This is a genomic window from Larkinella terrae, assembly GCF_009668025.1.
GTDB classification, from domain to species: Bacteria; Bacteroidota; Bacteroidia; order Cytophagales; family Spirosomataceae; genus Larkinella; species Larkinella terrae.
Genome location: NZ_WJXZ01000009.1, coordinates 1 through 18,354, shown reverse-complemented (window position 1 = coordinate 18,354; position 18,354 = coordinate 1). Strand labels below are relative to the sequence as shown.

18 protein-coding genes are annotated in these 18,354 nt (G+C 47.6%); 6 read left to right on the top strand and 12 right to left on the bottom strand.

The features are described 5' to 3' along the window. Window positions 1–125: 125 nt before the first annotated feature. The 5 genes from thrS to GJJ30_RS14590 form a co-directional block, all read right to left on the bottom strand. A complete protein-coding gene (gene thrS / locus GJJ30_RS14610) occupies window positions 126–2,075 on the bottom strand; it encodes a threonine--tRNA ligase (protein WP_154175914.1) in 1,950 nt (649 codons plus the stop codon). A 145-nt stretch (window positions 2,076–2,220) separates the two neighbouring features. Further along, the gene (locus GJJ30_RS14605; protein ID WP_170299195.1) at window positions 2,221–3,360 is read right to left on the bottom strand and encodes a tetratricopeptide repeat protein; all 1,140 of its coding nucleotides are present in this window, start codon (window positions 3,358–3,360) and stop codon (window positions 2,221–2,223) included. A gap of 120 nt (window positions 3,361–3,480) precedes the next feature. Next, a complete protein-coding gene (locus GJJ30_RS14600; protein WP_205880567.1) occupies window positions 3,481–4,377 on the bottom strand; it encodes a class I SAM-dependent methyltransferase in 897 nt (298 codons plus the stop codon). Then, window positions 4,367–4,780, bottom strand: a complete 414-nt coding sequence (locus GJJ30_RS14595; protein WP_154175912.1) for an EVE domain-containing protein — start codon at window positions 4,778–4,780, stop codon at window positions 4,367–4,369. The genes GJJ30_RS14600 and GJJ30_RS14595 overlap by 11 nt, the downstream gene beginning before the upstream one ends. A 60-nt stretch (window positions 4,781–4,840) precedes the next feature. Continuing rightward, on the bottom strand, window positions 4,841–5,395 hold the full coding sequence (locus GJJ30_RS14590; protein WP_154175911.1) for a DinB family protein: 555 nt from the start codon (window positions 5,393–5,395) through the stop codon (window positions 4,841–4,843). A 410-nt stretch (window positions 5,396–5,805) separates the two neighbouring features. Between GJJ30_RS14590 and GJJ30_RS14585 the strand changes: the two genes are divergently transcribed. Then, on the top strand, window positions 5,806–6,363 hold the full coding sequence (locus GJJ30_RS14585; RefSeq protein ID WP_154175910.1) for an RNA polymerase sigma factor: 558 nt from the start codon (window positions 5,806–5,808) through the stop codon (window positions 6,361–6,363). Window positions 6,364–6,421: 58 nt separating this feature from the next. On the opposite strand, the gene GJJ30_RS14580 is transcribed toward GJJ30_RS14585, so the two are convergent. Further along, window positions 6,422–6,916, bottom strand: coding sequence for a DUF421 domain-containing protein (locus GJJ30_RS14580; RefSeq protein ID WP_154175909.1), 495 nt, complete (start codon window positions 6,914–6,916; stop codon window positions 6,422–6,424). 125 nt (window positions 6,917–7,041) lie between these two features. Between GJJ30_RS14580 and GJJ30_RS14575 the strand changes: the two genes are divergently transcribed. Both GJJ30_RS14575 and GJJ30_RS14570 read left to right on the top strand, forming a co-directional pair. Further along, window positions 7,042–7,581, top strand: a complete 540-nt coding sequence (locus GJJ30_RS14575; RefSeq protein ID WP_154175908.1) for a DUF6580 family putative transport protein — start codon at window positions 7,042–7,044, stop codon at window positions 7,579–7,581. Window positions 7,582–7,750: 169 nt separating this feature from the next. After that, window positions 7,751–8,725 (top strand): transglutaminase domain-containing protein, encoded by a 975-nt coding sequence (locus tag GJJ30_RS14570; RefSeq protein ID WP_154175907.1) that lies wholly within the window; start codon window positions 7,751–7,753, stop codon window positions 8,723–8,725. A gap of 92 nt (window positions 8,726–8,817) precedes the next feature. Here the strand turns inward: GJJ30_RS14570 and GJJ30_RS14565 are convergent, their stop codons facing one another. From GJJ30_RS14565 to GJJ30_RS14555, 3 genes are all read right to left on the bottom strand, one after another. After that, on the bottom strand, window positions 8,818–10,122 hold the full coding sequence (locus GJJ30_RS14565) for a hydantoinase/oxoprolinase family protein (RefSeq protein WP_154175906.1): 1,305 nt from the start codon (window positions 10,120–10,122) through the stop codon (window positions 8,818–8,820). A 29-nt stretch (window positions 10,123–10,151) separates the two neighbouring features. Further along, window positions 10,152–10,649 carry a Cif family virulence factor gene (locus GJJ30_RS14560; RefSeq protein WP_154175905.1) on the bottom strand — a complete coding sequence of 166 codons (498 nt, stop codon included), beginning with the start codon at window positions 10,647–10,649 and terminating at the stop codon, window positions 10,152–10,154. Window positions 10,650–10,730: 81 nt separating this feature from the next. Continuing rightward, window positions 10,731–11,633, bottom strand: coding sequence for a histone deacetylase family protein (locus tag GJJ30_RS14555; RefSeq protein WP_154175904.1), 903 nt, complete (start codon window positions 11,631–11,633; stop codon window positions 10,731–10,733). Window positions 11,634–11,674: 41 nt separating this feature from the next. On the opposite strand from GJJ30_RS14555, the gene GJJ30_RS14550 reads away from it, so the two are divergent. Then, entirely contained in the window at window positions 11,675–12,424 is a 750-nt protein-coding gene (locus GJJ30_RS14550; protein WP_154175903.1) for an SDR family oxidoreductase, read from the top strand. Window positions 12,425–12,548: 124 nt separating this feature from the next. Next, window positions 12,549–12,905 carry a hypothetical protein gene (locus GJJ30_RS14545; protein ID WP_154175902.1) on the top strand — a complete coding sequence of 119 codons (357 nt, stop codon included), beginning with the start codon at window positions 12,549–12,551 and terminating at the stop codon, window positions 12,903–12,905. Window positions 12,906–13,066: 161 nt separating this feature from the next. Here GJJ30_RS14545 and GJJ30_RS14540 read toward each other — a convergent pair whose 3' ends face one another. The 3 genes from GJJ30_RS14540 to GJJ30_RS14530 all read right to left on the bottom strand — a co-directional run bounded on the left by GJJ30_RS14540 (window position 13,067) and on the right by GJJ30_RS14530 (window position 16,277). Beyond that, complete coding sequence (locus GJJ30_RS14540; protein WP_154175901.1) at window positions 13,067–13,336, bottom strand: hypothetical protein; 270 nt, start codon at window positions 13,334–13,336, stop codon at window positions 13,067–13,069. Window positions 13,337–13,965: 629 nt separating this feature from the next. Continuing rightward, a complete protein-coding gene (locus tag GJJ30_RS14535; RefSeq protein WP_154175900.1) occupies window positions 13,966–15,384 on the bottom strand; it encodes a carboxylesterase family protein in 1,419 nt (472 codons plus the stop codon). Between the two features lie 452 nt (window positions 15,385–15,836). Then, window positions 15,837–16,277 carry a hypothetical protein gene (locus GJJ30_RS14530; protein ID WP_154175899.1) on the bottom strand — a complete coding sequence of 147 codons (441 nt, stop codon included), beginning with the start codon at window positions 16,275–16,277 and terminating at the stop codon, window positions 15,837–15,839. Window positions 16,278–16,680: 403 nt separating this feature from the next. Here GJJ30_RS14530 and GJJ30_RS14525 point away from each other — a divergent pair, with 403 nt between their 5' ends. After that, a complete protein-coding gene (locus GJJ30_RS14525; RefSeq protein ID WP_154175898.1) occupies window positions 16,681–17,529 on the top strand; it encodes a hypothetical protein in 849 nt (282 codons plus the stop codon). Window positions 17,530–18,354: the final 825 nt, after the last annotated feature.

Here is an 18,354-nt window from a genome sequence, read left to right as displayed (position 1 = left end):
AGTTTCCGGTAAAATAAGCATTTTACGTATCCGGCGCAATATTTTTGTAAATGAACAATGAATAATGAACAATGAAAAGGCTGAAGCAGCTTGTTCATTGTTCATTATTCATTGTTCATTTTACGTTAAACGGCCTGAGTAGCCGGTTTAATTTCGTTCTGGAAAAACTCAATGAACTCGGCAACGGTCATAGATCCAACGTCTCCAACGCCTTTTTTACGCACCGATACCCGGCCTTCGGTCTGCTCTTTTTCGCCCAGAATCAGCATGTAAGGCACTTTATTGATTTCGGAGTCGCGGATCTTGCGGCCAATTTTCTCGTCGCGCAGATCGACATAACCCCGAATGTCATTTTCCTGTAACGTCAGGAAAAGTTCGTTGGCATACTCTTCGTATTTCTCCGAAATCGGTAAAACCGCAATCTGATCCGGCGAAAGCCAGAGCGGAAAATGGCCACCCGAGTTTTCGATCAGAATCGCAATAAACCGCTCCATCGAACCAAACGGCGCGCGGTGGATCATGACCGGCCGGTATTTCTGGTTGTCGGAACCGGTATATTCCAGTTCAAACCGGTTGGGCAAATTGTAATCCACCTGAATGGTGCCCAACTGCCATTTCCGACCCAGCGCGTCGCGCACCATGAAATCGAGTTTCGGGCCGTAAAAAGCCGCTTCACCCAGTTCCGTGACAGTCTTCAGACCGCGCTCGGCGGCCGCTTCGATAATGGCGGATTCGGCTTTTTCCCACAACTCGTCCGAACCGATGTATTTCTGCTTGTTTTCGGGATCGCGCAGGGAAATCTGAGCGCTATAATCCTCAAAACCAAGCGATTTGAATACGTAAAGGACTAAATCGATTACTTTGATGAACTCTTCCTTGACCTGATCCGGGCGGCAGAAAATGTGCGCATCGTCCTGCGTAAAACCACGAACGCGGGTCAACCCGTGCAACTCACCGCTTTGCTCGTAGCGATAAACCGTACCAAACTCCGCCAGCCGCAACGGCAGATCCCGGTACGAACGCGGCTTGGTTTTATAAATCTCGCAGTGGTGCGGACAGTTCATCGGTTTCAGCAGAAACTCCTCGCCCGCTTCCGGCGTCAGAATAGGTTTGAACGAGTCTTCGCCGTATTTTTCCCAGTGACCCGACGTCACATACAACTGCTTCGAACCGATGTGGGGCGTCACCACCTGCTGATAGCCCGCCCGTACCTGCGCTTTCCGCAGAAAATTCTCCAGCCGCTCGCGCAACATGGTTCCTTTCGGCAACCACAGCGGCAAACCGGCACCTACTTTCTCCGAAAAGGCAAACAGTTCGAGTTCTTTCCCCAGCTTCCGGTGATCGCGTTTTTTTGCTTCCTCCAGCAGGAATAGAAAATCATCCAGTTCCTTCTGTTTCGGGAACGTCACGGCATAGACGCGGGTCAGCATCTTGTTTTTCTCGTCGCCCCGCCAGTAAGCTCCGGCCACGTTCATGATTTTGGCGGCTTTGATAAAACCGGTATTCGGGATATGCGGCCCCCGGCACAGGTCGGTAAAGTTGCCCTGGGTGTAAAACGTTATCGTTCCGTCGTCGAGTCGTTCCAGCAGATCAAGTTTATACGGATCGCCTTTCTTCTCAAAGTAGGCAATCGCTTCGGCTTTGCTGATGGGCTGACGAATGTAATCCTGCTTTTTCCGCGCCAGTTCCAGCATTTTATCTTCCACTTTCTTGAAATCTTCCTGCGAAAAATGCTGGCCGTTCAGGTCGACATCGTAGTAAAACCCTTTCTCAATCGGCGGACCGATCCCGAATTGAATGCCCGGATACAATTCTTCCAGCGCTTCGGCCAGTAAGTGGGCGGATGAATGCCAAAAAGTCGCTTTTCCTTCCGGATCGTTCCACGTCAATAGAGTAACCGCCGAATCCGTTGTGATGGGGCGCGTGGCATCCTGAACCGTGCCATTGACTTTTGCCGCCAATACATTGCGAGCCAGCCCTTCGCTGATGCTTGCCGCAATTTCCAGACTGGTTACGCCATTGGGATACTCCCGGACACTGCCGTCGGGCAGCGTAATACGAATTTGGTCACTCATTGTCTATAAGGTTTAATCATTGGTACTCCAATTCCTGAATGATAAATGTAGAGCGATAAATGCTGAATGTAAAAGTTTTGGGATTGCTTTCACTTTTACATTTAGTATTTATCATTCTACATTTATCATTTTACGTAATCACCCTTCAATTTTTCGTCGAATCCCGACCGAACCGGGATCGGGGCTGAATCATCATGACGCGCACCCGCGTCGTGTCCAGAACCTGGCCAGGCCGGGTTGGCTGAAAGGGATGTTCTTCGTAAGGAAGTTCCGTTCCTTCGCCGTAAGTTTTCCGCTTTTGAACCCGCCAGTACCCGTAATAAGCCTGCAGGTCGGCCGCATTCTCCTGCATGGCTAACGCATACATCCGGCCCGCTTGTTCCCACTCCTTAAATTGTTCGTAACACATCGCCATGTAGTAATGCACGCGGGGATGGCCCGGCGCCAGCTTTAGCACCTGGTCGAAATGATACAAAGCCTGCGGCATATTTCGCAATTTCATCATGACCAGCCCGGATTGAAACTGGGCCTGTACCATGCTTGGCTGGAATTGCAGTGCTTTCTGGTAGAAAAAGTAAGCACTATCGGATACGGAGGTCTGCTGATAAATATGCCCGAGGGCGTACAACAAACCGGGGTCGTTCGGGAAATAACCCGCTCCGCGCTTGTTGTAGGCAATGGCCGAGGCATAATCGCCCCGCACCGAATGAATAATGGACAACTGCACGTAAGGTTCCAGAAAACGCGGTTTTAAGACTAGCGCCCTTTTGTAGTAGGAAAGTGCCCGGGTTGTATCCCCCGATTTGGCCGCCACCAGCCCATTCAGGTAAAAGGCTTCCCCTTCGTAAGGAGCCATTTGCAGCGCCTTCACCAGGTAAAACCGGGCGCGATCCAATTGCTTTTCATGCTGCATTAAATCGCCCAAAACGATGTACAATTCCGGCGTGTTTACTCCCAAGCCTTCGGCCCGAAGCGCGCTTTCCAGCCCTTCCTCAAATTGCTGGCGTTCTCGCAGAATTTTCGCTTTGATGAAGTGATAACGCCCCTCATTGTTCTCTCGTTCAAGGGCTTCGTTGATATCGGAGATGGCTTCGTCCGGCTTTCCGAGGTCCATGTAAATGGCAGCCCGTTTGGCATAAGCCGAGGCCGGGCGGTTTTGGTTGATGGCCCGGGTTAATGCTTCCAAAGCCGCCTGATTCCGGGTTTCCGCCGAATTTTCCGGAACCACGGGAATCCGGGTTTGACGACGGTCGTCTTCGGAACAGGCCGCCAGCAAACACCCCATTATCAGACAATAAAAGCTAAAAAACTTACCCATTCTTTTTCGAAAACCGTCGACAGTTGCCGTTTCCTGCTTAACGAATTTTGATTGAACCCGCTTGGTCACGAATGCAAATATACTTCTTTAGCGAGAAGCAAATCGATAAAATACCCCCAAAGGCAATCGTTTGGCAAAACTGTCGGTCAGGTATAATTCGCCGAATTCGGCATTCGGGCGTTCGCCGAAGTGGGCGCGCATCAGATTTTCGAGGATCAGAGCGGAAAATCCCAGAGAGTACAGATTAATGATCAGAAAGTAGTTTTCTTTATCCAGTAATTCCGAACAAAGCCGGAGCAATTCGGAAAGGTTTTCTTCCAGCAGCCATTTTTCACCTTCCGGCCCGCGACCGTAGGCAGGTGGGTCCAGAATCAAACCGTGGTAGGTATTGCCCCGCCGGACTTCGCGTTTCACGAACTTGAGCGCATCTTCCACCACCCAGCGAATATTATCCAGTCCGCTGGCGTCCATGTTTTCCCTCGACCAGCTAATGACCTGGCGCACGGCATCGACATGAGTTACTTCCGCCCCGGCCTGCCGGGCGGCCAGCGATGCGGCTCCGGTGTACGCAAACAAGTTCAGAATACGCGGTTTTTCAACCGGCAGCGCCGAAACATTTTGGTGAATATAGGGCCAGTTTGCGGCCTGTTCTGGAAAAATACCGACGTGTTTAAACGACGAAAGTGACAGTTTGAAGTTCAGATTCAGCCCCTTTTGCTGGTAGGGAATGAACCATTTTTCGTCCATCTGGGCGCGAAGCAACCATTCCCCTTTCTCCTGAGACCCTTTGTCGCGCTTAAAAACCGCATTGGGAAGTCGCTGCCATTCGGATTCCGGCAGTGACTTGGGCCAGATGGCCTGCGGCTCCGGCCGACTGAGAACAAACGCACCGAAGCGTTCGAGTTTCTCGAAACCACCGGTGTCGATTAATTCATAAGCGGGCCAGTTGTCGGGGGTTAATAAATCCAGGCGGTTATTGGGCATGACCTAACGCTAAAATACACTCGAACTCGTTGGGGCTGACCGGAACCACTGACAGGCGGGAAAGCCGGATTAACGGAATGTTCTGCAACAACGGTTCGGATTTGATTTGTTGCAACGTTACCGGTTTTGGCAAAGGTGCAACGGGTTCCAGTTCCACCGCCACCCAGCGCGGATCTTCCGGAATCGTTGGGTCGGGATACGACTCATGGCTGACTTTGGCAATTCCGACCACCTGTTTGCCCTCCACACTGTGGTAAAACAGAACCTGATCGCCCAGCCGCATAGCGGCCAGGTTGTTCCGCGCGGCATAATTCCGTACTCCATCCCATACCGCTTTCCCCTGTTCAACGAAATCGTCCCACGAATAGGACTCCGGTTCAGACTTAACAAGCCAATAGTTCAATGGAATGAGCGGTTTAATGGGGTAAAATGTCTGGAAAGCTGAAAGAATTAGAAAGACGAATTAATAATCGTCGAAATCGTCGCCGTATTTCGGCCCATACTCGTCATGCGCATGATCTTCGTCGAGCCCTTTAAATTTCAGTCCTTTCTTGATGAGCGAAATCTGGCCTGAATGGTAGGTGTCGTGGTTGATAACCCCGTGCAGCATATCGTAATACGTATAGTCACGTCCGGGCACGATGTCTTCCAGAAATTCGTCGTCGTCCCGTTTATCGAGTTCGTTGACCAGTTCCTCCTGACTCAGGCTGAGTTCCATTTGCAGCGCTTCCCATTCAAAATCGTCGATCACCTGAAATGATCCGAAATTTTTCTCCGGCGTTTTAATGTCGAAATCTTTATCGCCCTGCATTTTTTTAACGCAGAAAATCCGCCAGCTTGTCATGTGGAATACCAGCTCCGCAATGGAATGGGTGTTCGGCGTAAGCCGATGACCCGCCATTTCGGGAGAAACTCCGCTCAACACTTCCACTAAAGAAGGCCCGTGCCAGGCTTCCTCCCCTTCATACGTTGTATTGAGCAAATCAATGATTCGTATCAGTTCGTCGTTCTGTACCATTTTAACTTTGTGCTGTATTTGAGAGGAAATATAGCCTCTTTCTATTGTTTCGGCAAAGGTAAACAGGGTTTGTTATTTTTTTACTGTGTTACCAATCTATTCTGTCACTTAAAAAAGATATAAATTATTGAAGATTATTGTATAAAAAACAGTTTTTGAAGGAGTAGCGAATAATGCAATCAATTCCCTTTCTTAGGGCACATATCCATCCTTTAATCCAGCATTGGACGGCTTGGGACCCAATAAACAGACATGGTAATTATCAAATAAAAATACAGTTACCACTTGACATTTGTATAGACAATCAATAGTTTTGAAACGTTGAGCATCTGCTCGATTATTATTACTCAAAGGGTCAGCCTCCTCTTTGTGTTCAATAAATAGTTCACATTCTCTGTAGCTATCAACTTATGAACACTAATCGTCACACCGACGAGGAGCTGGTACGATATTACCTTGCTACTCAAAAAAGCGACTATTTCGGTCAACTCTACAAACGCTATTCAAACAAGGTATACCGCCGATGTTTGACGATTACCAAAGACCCCGTCGATGCAGAGGATTTTATGCAGGACATTTTTGTGCGGGTTTTATCGGGCTTACACAATTTCAAGGAAAAGTCAACCTTTTCGACCTGGCTTTATACGGTTTCGACCAACTACTGCATGGATCGGATGAAAATTGGCCGCCGTCGGAGTGATTACGTGGAACTGGATAGCGAAATCGTCAAGACCCTGGCCGAAACTAACGAATACGCGGGTCTGGAAGAACGTTACCAACTGGTCGATATCATCCTGGAAAAAATAGCACCCTGCGAATCGATGTACCTGCGGATGAAGTACGAGGATAACATGAACATCCGTGAAATGGCCATCATGCTTCAGGTAAAAGACAGCGCCGTGAAAATGCGATTGAAAAGAGTACGCGATAAAGTGAAAGACATCCTTATCTTCTACCAGCTCAATTAATTGCGGATAAACCTTCGATCGTGGAAATTCACCAGCGTTCTTCCACGATCGAATCAGCCTACTTTTTTTCGATTACGCTGACGTTGCCGCTACCTTCCAGATAACACATTTTCACATTGTGGTAATCTTCCACGCCGTTTTCGCGAAGAATGCTGATCAATTCATCTTCGGAAATCATTTCCTTTTTCATGTTCTGCCGCATCAGCTGTCCGTTTTTGACAAGTAAAACCGGGTCCGGTTCGACAATTCTCTTCAGAAAAACGGAACGATACCCAAGCCAGTCGATTAAATAATCCCAGAAAACCAGCGTCCCAACCAGGAAAAGTCCTTCGGTAACGGACTCATACGGCCCCGCCATGGCATTCTGGGCGGCATCCGAAATCATTGTAATTAACAGTAAATCACTGAGATTCAGCTGACCGGTGCCGCGCCGGAAAATCCGCAGGTATACAAATATAAACCAATAGGTCAGGGTCCCCCGAATGATCATTTCCAGCACAGAAGTGGTGGGTATGAATACCGACTCCCAGTTTACTCCAAAAATCTTTTCCATGAAGTTTAACAGTGTTTGGATCCGGACGGTGAAACCGGAAAATACAGGTGCAAAAAGATTGGCGATTGTGCATCCAAATTAGTACAGATTTTGACAGTTTTTAATTTTAGCTGTAACTTCACGCCATGAAGCGCATTCACATTCGTACGGCGTCATTAGCCATCCTCGTTTTATTGACTGCCCTGAGCAGGTTATTGCCTCATCCCTACAATTTCACGCCCATCGCGGGGCTGGCCCTGTTCGGCGCGGCCACCTTCGATCGGAAATGGCTGGGCCTGGTGATCCCGCTTGGTGCCATGTTGATCAGTGATTTTTTTATCGGATTTCACAGCAGTATGGGAGCGGTTTACAGTTCATTCATCCTGATCTGGTTCCTGGGGTTGATTCTGTTGCGGAAAATAACCGTCAGCCGGGTTGTGGCAGCGTCGTTATTATCTTCGACCTTGTTCTACCTGATTACGAACTTTGCGGTTTGGTACGGCAGTTCGTTCTATCCGCAGACGCTACAAGGTCTCTTGGCCAGTTACGTAGCGGGTCTGGCATTTTATAACGGACAATCCTTCTTTCTGAATGCGGTTTTGGGCGATTTGACCTTCTGCACAATTTTGTTTGGCAGTTATTATGTATTGCAACGCCAGTTTCCGGCATTCCGGCTGGCCCGATAAAACCCATAAAACATCAGTTTAAGCCACTTAGACCTGCATAATTGCAGGTCTTTTTTTTTATACATCGCATCCTCAAATTCCATTTTATCAGGCGAACCAGAGGAATAATTTTTCAGCAGACAATAAACGATTGTTCATTTCAGTTTTATCGACGAAGTGTTGAAAGATTATGTGTCGTCGATTCCTGCCCATCGTACTTGTACTGGTTTTCTGCGTTGGATTAAAACCGGCGGTTGTCGTATCACCAAGTGATAATTACGGCCGCATCGATTCCTACGCCCGCAATGCTCCGGATTCTTACAGCCGGAACATTGCCACCTTATCGGACTACTTGACGGGTCCAGCCCGAACGGATATGGACAAGGTCCGGGTAATTTATGCCTGGATGGTCTCCCACATTCGCTACGATCAGGAAGCCGTCTCGAACCGGAGTTCGCAGCGGTATTATTCCGAACTTGAATATGCCAACCGGGTTTTGCGGCAACGAAAAGGTCTGTGCACGGGTTACGCCTTATTGTTCAAGTACTTGCTGAAACGCGCGGGTATTGAATCGGTCAACATTCGGGGGTATGCGCGAACCGAAGACAAGGAAGCGGGCAATCCCATCAAACTGGTCGACCACGAATGGAACGCCGTCAACATTGAGGATGAATGGTATTTGCTGGACCTGGCTTGGGCGGTTACCACGGCACCGACGGGTGAAGCAAGCAACGATTTTTATTTCCTGACCCCGCCGGAACTGTTTATTTCCCAGCATTTTCCAACCGAAACCCGCTGGCAATTTCTCGATCAGCCACTCAACAAAGGTGAATTTGACCGGTTTCCCAAACTGTACGATCCGTATTTTCAGCTAGGATTTGGCCCCGGTTTCCCGCGTGATGGGCAACTTCGGGTTCAGGGAAGGGCGGCATTGACGCTCCAAAACGAGCAATCGCTGGAATATTTGTGTACGGTGAGTCGCTTCGGACAATCCAAAGGGTCAGAAGTTCCCGTCTCGGTTTCGCGCTATGGCAATCAGCACCAGCTTCAGGTCAATGTGCCCATTCGCGGCTGGTCAACGCTCCACATCTTTGCCCGCTCCCGCACCAATGCACGCGTAAAGAAATACGACTGCATCGCTTCGTTTTCGGTCTATAATTCGTGAAGAGACATGAGAGAATAGACAAGAGAAGTGGGATAAAACCACTCGTCAACTCATTGTCTCATATCTCTTGTCTAACATCTAACCTCTCCAGTTTACCTCAAATATATCCGCAGATTCCGGTTGGCGTCCATGCGGGCGTGACTCTTTTCGGGCATCACCACTGTTGACTCCGGGCCTTCGATAATCGCCGGACCGGACAATGTATCTTCTGACCGAATTCCGGCCCGGTCGTAGATTGGGCAGCCGCAGGGCGTCAGGTCTTTTTCGTAGTAGACGGATCGGTAGCCTTTCAAAGCGTAAAAATCGCCGGTCCGATTAGTCGGATTGTAGTAACCAGCCCGTTGCATGGCGGGCGGTATTTCCCACTGCGGATCGTTGGCGGCCAATACGAGCAGATACCCCAATGCGGAGGAGACACCCGCTCCCACCGGCACCACCACTTGTTTAATCCCGAGTTGACGGGCAATTTCGCAGGCATGAACGGGTCCGGCTCCTCCGAACGCCAACAGGCTATACGACTCCAATTGAGCGCCATGCGTGCTTGTCAACTCCCGAATCTGGCCGACAATGGTTGCCTCCACACCGTTGGAAACCCGCATGGCGGCTTCCACCACCGAAATTTTCAGCGGATTTGCGACGTATTCCTGAATCGCTTTTTTCGCCAGATCGGTTTTGAGCGGAATCGAGCCATACAGAAAATAATCTTTATTCAGATAACCCATGACGAGATCGGCATCGGTCAGCGTAGGATATTGGCCACCCCGGTCGAAACAGGCCGGACCGGGGCCCGGAATGGCATGTTCAGGTCGTAAAACCGGCTCATTATTTTCGTTGATTCCAATGTAACTATTACCGCCCAGCGAAAAGCTCCGAACCTGATTTTCAAGCGATTGATCCAGCGAATCCATCGACCTGGATGACGTTTCGGTCTGTAAAGAGACAAAAGACGTTGAGCCGCCTATCCGCAATTCCATCAGATTTTTTTGCCCGATCTGTTCGCCGAAATACCGCCCAGTCATCAGCCCGCCAATGCGGGGCGACATGATGGATTCGGGATTTTCGGCGGCTTCTTCCGTCAGAAGCAATCGCCCATGCCCCGTCACCCACCGAACCGGTGTAACCCAGCCGTCTTCCATCAACTTTTTTTCAAAATCACGGGCGCAGTCAATGGCCATTTCCTGGGGCATCTGAACGCTCATTCCCACCACCAGGGCTTCTACCACCGCCGGTTCAATTTTGTTTTCTGCTAGGAAAACGCCGATTTCCTGAACAATTCTTTGGGTTGAATCGTGAATTGTAATCGGTATTTTCTTGACCGATAATCGACCGGTGTCGTCCACCAAAACAAAATCTGTAAAGGTTTCTCCCAAATCAGTGCTAAAACGGTAACGACTCATGATAATCCCTTGAATGGGTGGATAGAATGTTACTTCGACGTAATGCGCATTTCGGTAATTTGCCAGCGTCCATCTGCCCCTTTCCGCAGCTTGGAAGTTGCGGTTTGGGGTTTCGGTGTTCCGGTTGCGTCGGTAGGTAAAACCGCATACACTTCCACCGACTCCGCCGTGTTCTCGTTGATTTCCAGCCGCCGAATCCGGTAGTTCCGGTATTTAATTTTTCCACTGGACGACTGGTACTCAGCCGGTGATTTTGCGCTGCCGTCGGTATCCGTAATCTTTGCCTCCGGCGTAAACCAGGCCGACAGATTCCCCGCAGAACCCGTGCCGGGATTTAAAACCGCCATCCGGTTTTTAAGCAGAGCGACAATCGTGTCCCGATCTGGATACAGTTTCGGCGTTGTGGTCCGGGTTTCGGTCCGACGCAGTCGACGTGCGGTATCTTCTTTCACCGGTGCAGTTTGCTGGGCCATCACTGATGCCGATACGCCCAATCCGACTAAAAATGTTAAAACCTGAATCTTCATAGTGGAACTGTTTTACATCTCATTGTCTGTTTCCAGCCAAAACCCAGATGGGTAATATTCCCGGAACAGCTTTTTTTTCGCTCAAAAGTAAAGTTTTTCCGCCAATCGGAACGTATTGCAATGCGCTTCTACAATGTCGGCAATCCGGGGCGAATACCCACCCCCCATCGAAACCACAATTGGCAAGTGATGGCGAATGGCCTGTTCAAAAACGAATTCATCCCGTCGTCGGCACCCCTCCCGCGAAATCTTCAATTTGCCCAATCGATCAGACGCCAGAATGTCGACTCCGGAAATATAAAACAGAAAATCGGGCTTTTGTTCTTTTAGCAAGCGAGGCAGGGTTTCCAGCAGCAAATCGAGGTACAATTCGTCGGTCATTCCGGTCGGTAATTCAATGTCCAGATCCGACCGTTCCTTGTGAAGCGGATAATTGTCCTTCCCGTGCATACTGAATGTGAAGACCTGCGGCTCCTGCTGAAAAATTACCGCCGTTCCATTGCCCTGGTGAACGTCCAGATCGATAATAAGAATCTTTTTAGCCAGTTGGTTATCCAGTAAAAACCGGGTGGCAACCGCAACGTCGTTCAGCAGGCAGAATCCCTCTCCCCGATCCGGGTAAGCGTGGTGGGTTCCTCCGGCAATGTTCAAGGCAATACCATCCTGCTGAGCAAACCGGCAGCAATCGATCGTACCCTGCGTAATAATCCACTCGCGCTGAACCAGACCCGGCGACAACGGAAAACCGATCCGGCGTTCCATTGCCGCCGGAACACTCAACGTTTTTAACTGGTGAACGTAGTCCGGGGTGTGAACCGCCAGCACCCAGCGGTCGTCGATCGGATCGGGCGAAAAAAAATTGTCCGGCCGACAGGTTCCTTCATACACTAACTGGTCGTGAATCAGTTCGTATTTGGCCATTGGAAAGCGGTGGCCCTCCGGCAAGGGGTGTCGGTAAATAGGATTATATGCAATTTTCAACATCACTCGGTAAGTTAGCGGCAATAACTGTTTACTATCCGCTTATGCAAACTGTAATTGTGACTGGAGGAGCGCAGGGAATCGGGCGCGTAACAACTCAATACCTATTGACCCACGGCTATCGGGTGGCGGTCTGGGAAAGCGACGCTGAGGCACTGGAAGAGTTTAGCGAAACGATGAAGTCGTCGAACTCCAAAGCGCTGGTTCTTAACTGTGATATCACGTCGGAAACGGCCGTCAAAAACGCAGTCAAGGCTACAATCGAGCGTTTTGGTCAAATCAATCACCTGATCAACAATGCGGCCATTATGATTGAAAAACCGCTGGATCGCTTCTCGCTCGACGACTGGAACAAAGTCATTGGCACGAACCTCACCGGTACATTCCTCTGCTCCAAATATACCGCTCCGCACCTGAGCGAACAACAGGGTAGCATAGTCAATTTGTGTTCAACGCGCGCTTTTCAATCGGAACCTAACACCTTTGCCTACTCCGCATCGAAAGGCGGTATTTTTGCCCTGACCCATTCGCTCGCAATCAGTCTGGGGCCGGATGTCCGGGTCAATTGCATCAGTCCGGGCTGGATCGATGTTTCGGTATTGAAGAAAAAGGGGAAAGCCAAAAACGAAACCCTGCGTCCGGAAGACCACGCGCAGCATCCGGCCGGGCGGGTTGGACAGGCCGACGATATCGCCCGCATGATCCTCTTTCTGATCAACGATTCCAATTCATTTATTACTGGTCAGAACTTCACCGTCGATGGCGGTATTTCGCGTAAAATGATCTACGTTTAGCAACCAGATAACACACTGATAATAAACGGCTTAAAAAATAATTTAAAAAAGAATTCAGCAATATTTTTTTATGTATAAATACTCATGTATTTTTACGCAGATTTAACAGACAAAACGCCTTTGTGTGGTTGCTCAGATGTCAGGAAATCAGGATAGTAATTTATCAAACCACGCGGTTATTGAAACCCGTTGGTTGACTATGGTAAATGAAATCCAGCACCAGCATGGCATTCTGATCGATTTGATTGAAAAGCTAGAACAACATCCGACGACGAATCCAAAAACTATTTTTCAGCTTACCCAGTTGCAACAACACGTATTGGATACGCTGAATCGGTTGATCGCCGAGTCGGTTGCGGAAATTGAACCCCTGCCCCAATCGCAGTTGCTGGAGCGGGTCCAAAAAAAACACATGCACAGTCAAATTCTGGTTAAGCTTAAACTGGAAATTGATCAGCAATTAGATAACCTCAGTTTTTGACGGTTTTGCCAATGAAATTTTAATTTTTCAGTGCAATTTTCTCTGTTTTCCTTTTTTTCTGTCCTACTCAATTAAAAACCCCGGCACGTGTGTCGGGGTTTTCACTTTTCACAGGATGGCAATTGGACTTTCTTATATAAATTGGTCGAAAACCGGACCTTTCAGCGGGCCACATTCTTATTCGGCAAATCTTTCCGTTGGAGAGCCCGACCCTGATCAATCAACTCCTGGTACGTAAAATCCTCATTTCGGACATCATTGATTTCATTCTCCACCGTTGCTCGGTTGAATGCCGACTGGCTGGTAGAATCAGCGTTCTTAGCCATGATTTCGGCGTATTTTTCCTTATCGTATTTTTTATCAAGCGGATTGCAGCTCAATAGGATTAGCGATAGCGCCAGAAAGGAAACAAAGTTTTGAAGTCTTTTCATACATTCAAGTCGCAGCATCGGGCTAACCAGGGTGTTACCGGCCACGAATCTATTGATAGACACGATTTTGATTACAATTGTTTTTTATTTGGATGGCCGCCTTTTTATAGACCCTATCTTTTGACTAGGGTAAGGATAGGGTCATCCATTTTAAACCAAATAACCACTCGCTTTATGTATGGGTAAATCCCGAAATCGGGGACCTATTTTTTTGAATGGTGAATCCTTTTTTTTTGGATGGCCTGCCAGATTCGATTTTCTACTTCTTCCTTTCCAAATAGATCCGCAGTAAGCAAATCCAGACTGCATTGATCAAACCATGAATTTACAACTTCATTATCCTGGATACTTGCAGAACCATCCAGATACTTGTTTAGAAAGGCCAATAGAACCTCATGCTTCAGCTTCTTTTTACACATTTAAGGTTTTGCAGGTTCGACGGATGTTGTATAAGTAGTCGATTTGCTTTTGGTGGGTAAAAGTAGGCTATGACGTCAGGGGAGAGTCAAGAAAAAAAGTAAGTTTTTAATTTTTGAAATCTACCAACCTCGGCCTTTGGACACCCAATTGTTCTTGCCGGGCGTCTTTATAGTGATTCGGTGAAGTACAGAGTTTTAAACGCTTTATCGTTATTGATTCAATTTCTTTTGATGTTTCTTCTGAGCAAAGAGCCATTCTAACACGCCCGGCGTATTGGCAACATCGGCCCAGATATAATGCCCCCCGCCGGAGAACTCCGTGTAACGCGGATGCCCACCGGCAGCGCGAATGGCTGTGATCATTGCTCGTGATCCCTCCACCGGCACATTCCTGTCCTTGGCGCCATGAAAGGCCCAAACCGCAACTCCCGTTACCAAAGGGGCGTAGACGGGATTGCCGGCTCCACATACAGGTATAGCCGCGGCAAATAGGTCAGGACGAGTACTGATAAAATGCCAGGAGCCATACCCACCCCGTGATACGCCCGTTACATACCGCCTTTGGGGGTCAATCGTGTAGTATTTATCTAATGCAAGAATGGCTTCAATGGTCAGGGTATCGACCGATCCGGTTTGGGATACCCCGCCCCAGCCGGTGCCAGGTGGACATCGGGGCACAAAAACGAAAGTTGGGTACTTCGTTCGGTTTTGCTCCCTGGAGAGCCATTGAGCGGGCGGGCAGGCTTCCACCTGCCCGACATTATCCTGCCTACAGGAATAAGGCAGACAAACGACGAGCGGATAAGTCTTATTCGGATCGTATCCTAAGGGCTCCATAAGTCGATAAAGAAGTGTATCACCCCTGGAATTAATGTAACTCCCTGATTTAAATGGCAGGGCCAGTAACAGGGCTTTACTGGTAACATGGAGCTGATTATAACTTTCACTGGCCAGCTTTACACCACTGACCAGGATCAATAAGAAAAGAATAATTTCCAGGCCCATCAGGGCATCGGCGAACGAGAAGCTGTTTGTCCCTTTTTCATTGACAGACCGGGGCAAGGTTTCCTGTAGAAAGTGGAGGATAAAGGGAATGGGCACTACGCTGGTCACCAACGTGATCCAGGGCCCGATGGTAGTCAACGCGGAAGGGCTGGAGATCAATTGAATATCCATGTACCCCACCGTAACGATCATTTGCATCAGGCCTAAGCCCAGCGTCAGGAATCCGCCAACTTTGAACCAGAGATGTCGGCTTGATGGGGACAGGATCAGGCTACCGGCATAAACGATATTGGTAGCGATAATAAGCAGGAATATGCCAGAAGAATACGACGCTACTTCCGGGTTAAGAAAGCGTATCCACAGGAAAATGAACCCACCAAACGTCGCTACGGTCGACAGAATACCAGTCAGGAAAACCAGTTGATAGTGGCGCTGTCGAAAGTAGAGCATCAAATAAAGCGAGGCCGTCAGTGAAATTAAACGGATCAGGAAAATCCACGCTCCAATAGATGGTAAGGTATAAAATCCATTACCCAGTTGGAAATGAAGCAGACTTTGAAACAGCCCTACGGCAACAACAAGGGTTAAACTAACGGTAGCATAACGGGACAGATTGCCAGACATAGCAAGTAGTTGTCAAGGGAATATAACGGATTTTGTTTGGGGCGTATTTCTAGACAAGTTACTCAATAAAGTGCATGGTCTGAAATAGTAATTTTTGCAATTAAGTCGTTCCAATCCGGAATCACACATAACCGTAATTTTCTTGCTTTGGTAGTGGAGAGCAAGTATTGGATAATCCCCGAAATCACAATGACCCTATCTGTTCCAACCAGATCAAATCTGACATCACCCCGCTCGACAGATGAAATAAACCACCCGGAAGAAAAGAAACCAATAATTATTGATAGATAAGTGCTACCTTTTCAAGAACAAATAGGTTTTGATTATTTCAAACGTTTTGAGTTCTTTCATGTAATTAAACAACAGTCCAAAAAATAAAGCCCGCCACAATTGCGCCGGGCTTCTAATAAGTCGTCATCTATTGAGATGAGACATCCAATCTAAGGATTAAATCAATAAAGTCGGCCCTCTTTATTGTTCCAAATAGGTTTGTCGGAAGAATTGTAAAGCACCATCATACCCGAATTTTCGATCACCAGGTGATGACCTTTTTGAGCTTCTGTACCCCGGTAGGTGTCAGTGCTCCAGAGATGCCCTCCCTGTTTATCATAGAGGGCTAAATTGCCATCTTTTTGCAATTGCAGGATTTCACCCGTTAAATTTTTTTCATTTGCGCACCAGATATGCTTCATTCCTTGAGGGCCTTTCTGAGCATCGCTGTAAAAGCATAAGTTGCGGTCTTCCTGCATTCGCAAAACGTAATTACCGTTCTGGGAGTGCAGTTGCTGGCCTACCTGGACGCCTTGACCCTGGTTAATTCGGCTGCGTTGTGCAAATAAAGTAATGTTAACTCCGATCGCGAGTATGAGCGTAAAGAAAATAGTTTTTTTCATAAAATAGTAAAGGTTTAATTTAGAGGGTTATAACTAAGTAATCAAAGGTAATTGTAAAGATTTTTCACTTCCGATCCAGATCGTTTCCGGCAAATCCATGCATCTGCTTCTCAATCTGTGAAATAGACCTCCAAATACAAAAAGCCCAACTCGTGGCTGGGCTAAAACGTATGGACAGAGAAAAGGCAAAAATTTGATGATGCTAATACTTACGTAAAAATGTGTAAACTGGATTTCTAAAACATCATTTTTTTTCAAACAATCGTCCGATTCATTTTCCACTTATTTTGCGGTCTAAGGTAAATACAATGGTTTTATTAAATTGGGTGACTTACTATTTAATGATTCCGAAAATGGATTTCGGCGTAAACCCGAACTATTTCATCGGTAACTAACTCATGGAATGATTGCAAAAAACCTTAGTCGAGTTTACCTCATACTTGTCCCTTTTGTGGTGGCAATACTTGGTTTTGCCTTAGGGCATAGTCGTTTCACGCTGTATATTCCCATTTGGCTTATTCACACCGGTTTAATGAGCTGGGCAACGTGGTACTTGAGTAAGCAGTTCATCCAAAAGCAGCAGCAGCGGAAAAGCCATCTCCTCATTGGCATTTTGTTTCTAATAGCTCCCTGGTTGTTTATCGCTATTTTTGCCGGAATGGGCCCGCCACCTATTACGGCGGAAGGATGGGTAGCTACCGCTACTGAACAACAAGTGCGCTACAGTATTCTGGTGTTTAGCGGGGTATTGATCACCGTTGGATTTACCTTCTTAAGCAACCAATTAAAACAGGCGGGTGAAGAGGTTTATTCGTTGCTCGGGTTAGTAGCCATTTTTTTAGCAATGCCCTTATTCCTACTTAATATGACATACTGGGGCGGATTTTTAACCGAATCATTCCGGATTTTTGTAGCCTCCGGTTCGGCTAAAAGACCTGACTGGTACTTCCCTTTACGAGCCCAATTTGCCTGGATAAGCGAAATTGAAGTAGGGTTAACGTATTTAGCCACTGCGGCTTTTGGAGCCTCCCTGAAAATGACTCGTTGGTTAAAATCAAAAGCTTGCTGGAGCTACATCCTTTTTAGTTTACTAGGCTTTTTACTAGGCGTCCTACCTGACTTCTCTTTAATGCCTCTTACAGTCGGCTCGTATTTTGTATCAATTCCAGCGATTCCGTTCATTATCCCCTACTTAATGGCGGTTAATCTACTGAGTCGTTCTGGCACGATTCAAACAGCTCAGGAAATTTAATTATCTCCACGTAGCAGACATCTTACCCTCTGCCAATTTACTCAATAAAGCACCTAATATAACGTAAGTTATACGGGCCACATTTGGAGAAAGGTAATTTCTTCAACGTTTCCACATTGGTATCCAGTCTACAAAACGTCCCAAAAACAAACCCGGCTAAATGAAAACCGGTCGATTCCCGGGTGCAAAACAGCACAGTCAAGTTAAAATCGTTCCCGCAAATGCTTACTTGTGCTTCTAGTGGGCGTTTAATGGCCACAGGCCTGCCAGTCGATCCTTTGTGGAATGTCCGAATCTGGGCAACCCCGGAAAAATGGGTATGGTTGAAATTGGAGTGAAACCGACTGAGGGCCAGCCGCCAAAACGTTCCTTAATCGCTTCGGGAGGTCGGGTGATCCACCAAAACGTAGACCGTCGCCGGACGGTGCCAGAACAGAAATACTCTGGGCTTGTGTTACTTCATGGGAGTTCTATTACAAATTCAAAAACCCAGAGAGTGATCCAGGAAAGTTAGTGGAAATGCTTTATGCCGAGTTTAATAGTTAGTGGCAAACAGACCATCCGTCCTAGTCTCAAACCTGGCCATGCCGCGATCAAACAGCTCAACAGTTAATAGATCGACGGAAAATAGGTACTATCTGAAAATTTCGTTTATCTGTTCCTCCAGGTGTTTGGTGATAACAGCACAATCCTAAAAGGGATCAAGTTCAAAAGTTGTGGATCATCTTGGATTAAGCATATAGCTGCGTTAATCGGTAAAGGAAAAAGTCCACATTTCTTACCCCTCTGAACTGGGCCCGGAAGGCTTTGATCTTGGCATTGAAT